At 35.9% G+C, this 6,866-nt stretch carries 4 protein-coding genes and 3 tRNA genes; 4 read left to right on the top strand and 3 right to left on the bottom strand.

The window, feature by feature from the left end; all coding sequences use genetic code 11:
* Window positions 1-31: 31 nt before the first annotated feature.
* The 3 genes from FZ949_RS00855 to FZ949_RS00845 form a co-directional block, all read right to left on the bottom strand.
* Window positions 32-118, bottom strand: a tRNA-Leu gene (locus FZ949_RS00855).
* 72 nt (window positions 119-190) lie between these two features.
* Window positions 191-493, bottom strand: a complete 303-nt coding sequence (locus tag FZ949_RS00850) for an HU family DNA-binding protein (RefSeq protein ID WP_012001719.1) — start codon at window positions 491-493, stop codon at window positions 191-193.
* 124 nt (window positions 494-617) lie between these two features.
* Entirely contained in the window at window positions 618-1,364 is a 747-nt protein-coding gene (locus tag FZ949_RS00845; RefSeq protein WP_148790005.1) for a YaaA family protein, read from the bottom strand.
* Window positions 1,365-1,503: 139 nt separating this feature from the next.
* Between FZ949_RS00845 and FZ949_RS00840 the strand changes: the two genes are divergently transcribed.
* The 4 genes from FZ949_RS00840 to FZ949_RS00825 all read left to right on the top strand — a co-directional run bounded on the left by FZ949_RS00840 (window position 1,504) and on the right by FZ949_RS00825 (window position 6,323).
* Complete coding sequence (locus tag FZ949_RS00840; RefSeq protein WP_148790004.1) at window positions 1,504-3,819, top strand: flagellin N-terminal helical domain-containing protein; 2,316 nt, start codon at window positions 1,504-1,506, stop codon at window positions 3,817-3,819.
* Window positions 3,820-3,860: 41 nt separating this feature from the next.
* Window positions 3,861-6,041, top strand: coding sequence for an FtsK/SpoIIIE family DNA translocase (locus FZ949_RS00835; protein ID WP_410369079.1), 2,181 nt, complete (start codon window positions 3,861-3,863; stop codon window positions 6,039-6,041).
* A 107-nt stretch (window positions 6,042-6,148) separates the two neighbouring features.
* Window positions 6,149-6,223, top strand: a tRNA-Gln gene (locus tag FZ949_RS00830).
* 25 nt (window positions 6,224-6,248) lie between these two features.
* Window positions 6,249-6,323, top strand: a tRNA-Met gene (locus FZ949_RS00825).
* The last annotated feature ends 543 nt before the right edge of the window (window positions 6,324-6,866 follow it).

Genomic DNA, 6,866 nt, shown 5'->3' with positions numbered 1-6,866 from the left:
GGATAAATTTAGAAAGTATTTAGGTATATAATGGTGCCCGAGGTCGGACTCGAACCGACACAAGGTTGCCCTTACCAGATTTTGAGTCTGGCGCGTCTACCAGTTTCACCACTCGGGCTAAGTTAAGATTGAAATTTTAGATTTGTGAGAAGAAAGAAAAAAGGGGAGACTTGCTCCCCTAAAAAGAAAATTATTTCTTTTTACCTTTTTTAGCAGCACCAGCAGCAACTGCTTCTTTAAGTTTTTTGCCAACTTTGAATTTAACTGCTTTGCTAGCAGGAACATCGATAACTTTTTTAGTTCCAGGAACTCTAGCTTTTCTTGCAGCTCTGTCAGCAGTACCGAAAGTACCAAAGCCTATAAAGCTAATTGTATCGCCTTTTTCAAGAACTGCTTGGATTGTCTCCAAAGTAGCATCAACAACTTTTAGAGTATCTTTTTTTGAAAGACCAGCCTTATCGGCAACAGCTTGAATAAATTCAGCTTTTTTCATGAACCATCCTTTTAAGAAGTTATGTGGCTATATTACACTCTTTTAAAAAAAAATACAATACTTTTTCCCTAAATTTAGCTCTTTTTTACGTTTTTTTAACAAAAAATGCAATTTTTTTAAAAATTTACTCGCAAATTTCAAACATAAGCTCGATCTTTAGCCCAATCTTTTTCATATCAATAAGCCTTAAATTTTTAAAATTTAAGCTCATTAGTTCATCTTTATTTTTTATAAGTTTATTTGCTATTTGGCGCAAGACTTCGCCTCTATACGCTTTTGCGTGATGACTCACTATTTTTTTATTTTTTACAAAACAAAAAGTTATGTATTCTTTTTTTATAGTGTAAAATTTTTCATAAAACTTAGCTCTAAGGTCTAAAATTTCATCATTTTGCAAAAAATCATCAACCGCTTTACTAAAATTTTTTTCATAAAATTTTGAAATTTCAAAGCCATCTAGCTTTTCACCTTGCTTTAGTTTGTACTCTGGTATCTCATCTTTTGCTAAGATAGGCCCAAATAAATTTGAAAATATTAAAACATTATTATCTATATATTTTTGCGCCTCATTGTCTAAACCACGATAGTTTAGATGCTTATAAGCTACGCCATCATATCTTAAGATAGCTTTTATGCTGCCTTTTTGAGATAGGCTTTCTCGCAGCTGCTTGCTCTCTTCAAGCTCTTTTAGCCCAAAAAGCTTTTTTATCTCGTCTAAATTTGCGTTTTTTAAAAACTCATCGTATTTATTTAAAATTTCAACTCTTTTGTCAAAAAGCTCTGGAAATATCAAATCCTTGCCATTAAATTTATTATTCATATTTAGAGAAATTTTACTTTCGCTTGGAGAAAAGAGAATTTTTAGTGCCATTTTTCTTACCTATTTTATATATAAATTTTTATTGGATTATACAATAAACTTTTTGTGCTAAAAAAAATCAGATTTTTACCGATATAAAAACAAGCGGAATCATTTTTGCTTAGAGTGAATAAAAATTTAGGAAAAAATTATGAGAATAACAAACCAACTACGTTTTAGTCAGACTTTACATGATTACCAAAAAAATATGACTGGTGTAAATAAAAGCTACAAGCAGCTCTCAAATGGTTTGAAAATTCAAGATCCATACGATGGTGCTGCGACTTATAATGATGCGATGAGGCTTGATTATGAAGCGACTACTCTCACTCAAGTAGTTGATGCCACTGGTAAATCTGTAAATTTCTCAAAAAATACAGATAATGCATTGCAAGAGTTTGAAAAACAGCTTGAAAATTTTAAGACAAAAGTAGTCCAAGCAGCTAGCAGCGTGCATAGTAAGACATCGCTAGAAGCTTTGGCAAATGACCTTCAAGGCATAAAAAATCACCTTGTAAATATTGCAAACACTTCGGTTAATGGGCAGTTTTTGTTTTCTGGAAGCGCTGTTGATACAAAGCCAATAGATGGTGCAGGAAAGTATCAAGGTAACCGTGACTATATGAAAACATCAGCTGGCGCTCAGGTTGAGCTTCCTTACAATATCCCAGGATATGATCTATTTTTAGGAAAAGACGGTGATTACAGTAAAATTTTGACTACAAATGTTCGTTTGGCTGATCAAACTAGAACCGACATCGCCTATGCGCCAAAATTTCTAAACGATAACAGCAAGATAAAAAATATGATCGGACTAAATTACGCTAGTGATTCAGTGGTTAGAAGTGACGGCTCTTACAATGGAACAATAAATCCGGATTATGATTTTTTAGATAATTCAAATGTAAATTTTCCGGATACATATTTTTTCATGCAAGGCAAAAAGCCAGACGGCACGACATTTACTAGCAAATTTAAGATGAGTGCAAATACAACAATGGCTGGGCTTATGGAAAAAATTGGCATGGAATTTGGTAATACAAAAACAACAAAGGTTGTTGATGTAAGCATAAATAACGATGGACAATTTAATATAAAAGATCTTACTAAAGGCAATCAAACTATTGACTTTCATATGGTTGCAGCCACATCAGTAGCACCAAATCGCGGTGCAATCGCTCAAAACAACGCGCTTGATGCGGTAAATTCTCTTGAAGATCTTGAAACAATGGCAAATAATGTTCCAAAAACGGTTCATATCACCGAGTTTATAAAGAGCAAATATACCGATAAAGATGGAAATGCGACAAATGCATTTGACTATGATAAGGTTAGATTTGAGAGAAAGGATAATGAGCTAATCGCAAATTTACCTCAAGTAGCTAGAAGAACGGGCGAATATGCAACAGATCAGACAAAGCTAAGCGAAGTTTCTGGTACAAAAGAGAGCTACGATAGAAATTTATATCCAAAAGATGTCGATGCTAGAAAGAGAGAGCTTTTTAATATCGATAACCAAGAGATAAATTTACAAGTAAAGTCAATCACCGGCACAAAATATGACATAAAGGTAAAAATGGGTACAGCAGGAGGCACAAATACTCCAGTGCAATTTGAAATAACATCTACACCACCAGGTGGCACGCCTTCTGCACCTAGGAATTTAACCGTTTATAACTCAGATGAGTTTGGAAGTTACAGAACTTACGCTAGCGATTTTACTTATAGGCAGCTCATGGATATCGTTGCTATGGCAGCAAGCGATAATATTCCAAACCCTCCATATGCAGAAAACGCAAATTTTGATACAGATATAGAAAAAGTAAAAAGAGATCAAAACTATAATGCCTATAAAGAGGCTTTATCAAAAACAAAGGGCGCGGTAGAGACAACTTTAGATGATCGTGGCAGAATGGTTTTAACTGATAAGACAAAATCAGTAACAAACATAGAAGTAACTATGCATGATGCAAAAAATAGCGATAAATTTGATGGCGATAGCACTGGCAGAGATACAGCTGGTAATGCTGGACACCCTCAAGGAAAGGGTTCTGTCTTTAGCTTTAACGAAAATAACGCTTTAACTATTGATGAGCCAAGTACGAGCGTTTTTCAAGACCTTGATAATATGATTGAGGCTGTTAGAAAGGGATATTATAGAGCTGATGCAAATAGTAATGATCCACGAAATACTGGCATGCAAGGCGCATTGCAAAGGCTTGATCATTTAATAGATCATGCAAATAAAGAGCTTACAAAGATCGGCTCTCAATCAAGACTTTTAACAGCTACAAAAGAGCGAGCCGAAGTAATGAAAGTGAATGTGCAAACTGTTAAAAATGATGTAATTGACGCAGACTACGCGGAGTCATATCTGAAATTTACGCAGCTTTCACTATCTTATCAAGCAACCCTACAAGCGAGCGCAAAGATAAATCAACTAAGCTTGCTAAATTATTTAAATTAAAATTTAAATCAGCAGGCCACCTAGCTTGCTGATTTTTTAAAATTAAACTCAAGCGTGCTATAATAAGCCTTTTTTATAAAGGATCTAAAATTTTACGACATATCTTATTTACAATTTTTGTTTGCATTTTTATATATTTTGGTATCGCTACAGCTGCTCCAACTGCTGATTTTGTTGGCTCGCTTGGACAAAGCCTTGGTATTTTAAATATCAAATATTTTGGACTTATCGCGTATGTTTATCCATTTTTATTGATCATTTTGGGCTATTTTGTCTATAAAAATTTTAAGAAATTTGACTTTGATTTTACTCAGTTTTTGGTAGGAATTTTTCTATTTTTTGTAGCTTTTTTGATGTTTCAAGCCTTGAGTGCTTCAAGTGTAAATGGCGGTATAATTGGAAATTTTATAGTTAGTGCCTTAAAAGAGGTGATCGGTTCTATCGGCACTGCGGTTGCTATACTTATGATGTTTATTATCTCACTTGGGCTTGCTTTTAGAGAAAATTTTATCATTGTTTTAAGAAAGGCTTTTGTAGATAAAGAGATAAAAGTCCATGAAGAGAGAAATTTAAAAGAGATAAAACAAAAGCAACTTCCAAAAATCGAACGCAAAAGACAAAAGAATAATGATATAAAAGAAGAAGAGCTTATAGAAGCTCAGGTACTAAATGATGATGAACATAATTTAGATGAAGAGCTAGAGCCTGAGCCAGAAAAAGAGAGCAGAGCCTCAATTATAAACGGAGTTGAAATTTTAAACGAAGTGGCTGAAAATAAGAAGTTACTTGATCAAATAGAGCGAGGAAATGTGGAAAAGCCAAAGAATTTTGTCTTGCCACCGCTTAAATTTTTAAACGATCCGCCAAAACGCTCGCACAGTGTCAATGAAACTGAAATCGATCAGCAAATTTCTAATTTGCTTGATAAACTCCGTAAGTTTAAAATAGACGGCGATGTGGTTAGAACTTATACTGGACCTATCGTCACGACATTTGAGTTTCGTCCAGCTCCACATATCAAGGTAAGTAAAATTTTAACACTTCAAGATGATCTAGCGATGGCACTAAAGGCTCAAACGATCCGTATCCAAGCGCCGATTCCCGGCAAAGATGTCGTAGGCATCGAGGTGCCAAATCAAAATTTAGAAACTATATACCTAAAAGAAATTTTAGAGAGCGAAGTCTTTAAAAATGCAAGTAGCCCGCTAACTATGGCGCTTGGCAAAGATATCGTTGGTGCTCCTTTTGTGACCGACCTTAAAAAACTACCTCATTTACTTATCGCTGGAACTACAGGATCTGGCAAAAGTGTGGGTATAAACGCGATGCTTTTGAGCTTGCTTTATAGAAATAGCCCACAAACTTTGCGTCTAATGATGATCGATCCAAAAATGCTTGAATTTAGCATATATAACGATATCCCACATCTTCTAACTCCAGTTATTACAGAGGCTAAAAAGGCGATCACTGCACTTGCCAATATGGTCGCTGAGATGGAGCGAAGATACAAGATAATGAGCCAAACTCGCACAAAAAATATAGAGAGCTACAATGAAAAGATGAAAGAGGAGGGCGGTGAGCAGTTTCCGTATATAGTTGTGATCATCGACGAGCTTGCTGATCTGATGATGACTAGTGGCAAAGACGTGGAGCTTTATATCGGCCGTCTAGCACAGATGGCAAGGGCTAGCGGCATACACTTGATAGTGGCAACCCAGCGTCCAAGCGTTGATGTCGTGACTGGCCTCATAAAGGCAAATTTACCAAGTAGGATAAGCTATAGGGTAGGGCAGAGGATCGATAGCAAGGTTATTCTTGATCAAATGGGTGCCGAGAGCTTGCTAGGGCGCGGTGATATGTTATTTACGCCTCCTGGAAGTCCTGGAGTGATCAGGCTACATGCGCCTTTTGCAAGTGAAAAAGAGATAGAGACGATCGTAAATTTCTTAAAAGAGCAACAAGAAGTTATCTACGACGAGAAATTTTTAGTAGAAGAAGGCTCTAGTGGAAGTGTGGCTGCTGGAGCGCTGGGAGAAGATGAGCTCGATGAGCTTTATGAAGAGGCAAAAGAGATCATCTTGAGTGAGCAAAAAACTTCAATAAGCTACTTGCAAAGACGTCTAAAAATAGGCTATAACAAAGCTGCAAATATAATTGAACAAATGGAGAAAATGGGTGTTTTAAGCCCAGTGAATGCAAAAGGACAAAGAGAAATTTTATAGCTAAAGTCATAAATTGCTTTAATTTTAGAATTTTAATTTTTATTAAAATTCTAAAAAGTCTTGACAAAGCACATTAAAATCTATATAATTACAACTCTTAAAAACATTGGGGTATCGCCAAGCGGTAAGGCAACTGGTTTTGGTCCAGTCATTCAGAGGTTCGAATCCTCTTACCCCATCCACTTTTAAATCCAAAATAATGCTTATCGCGGAGTAGAGCAGTGGTAGCTCGTCGGGCTCATAACCCGAAGGTCGGCGGTTCAAATCCGTCCTCCGCAACCAAATGCCCATTACTTTTACCATCTTTTTACTAAGCACCAACCCCCACACCATCACGTATATCATCAACATTGAGATGAACTTAGTGTAAGCTACTTTTAATATCTGTATGACCCATAAAAGCCATCAGTTTATGTGCATTAAACCCCTTCAAACTCACTAATCTAGAAGCCACTGTATGGCGTAATACGTATAGTCCGTGAGTGTTGTTTTCTCCCTTATATCCTAGATGGTTTCTTACAGCCCACCACATACGATTTGCTGTATCGTGGTTTAGATGAGTTATAGGGCACTTGTTTAATGGTAGGTCTTTGCAGTTGTCATAAGCCCCTTGAGATACCCAGTAGTAAGCCACACGAAGCATTTGGTCGTCTTTTGTTTCAGTAAAGAGTTTGCGTGCCTCTATTTTACTTACGCTCTTAGCTGTTTCTAAGCGTTGCTTTATGGCTTTGAATACTAGAATAATTTTATTTTAATATGTAAAAAGAAAGATTAGTAAAAAATAGGTTTCATAACTTTTAAATATAAAAAGAGAAATTCTCACCT

The sequence above is a fragment of the Campylobacter concisus genome (assembly GCF_902460545.1).
Classification (GTDB): domain Bacteria; phylum Campylobacterota; class Campylobacteria; order Campylobacterales; family Campylobacteraceae; genus Campylobacter_A; species Campylobacter_A concisus_AE.
The sequence above is the reverse complement of the archived record's forward strand: the minus strand, read 5'-3'. Positions and strand labels throughout refer to the sequence as shown.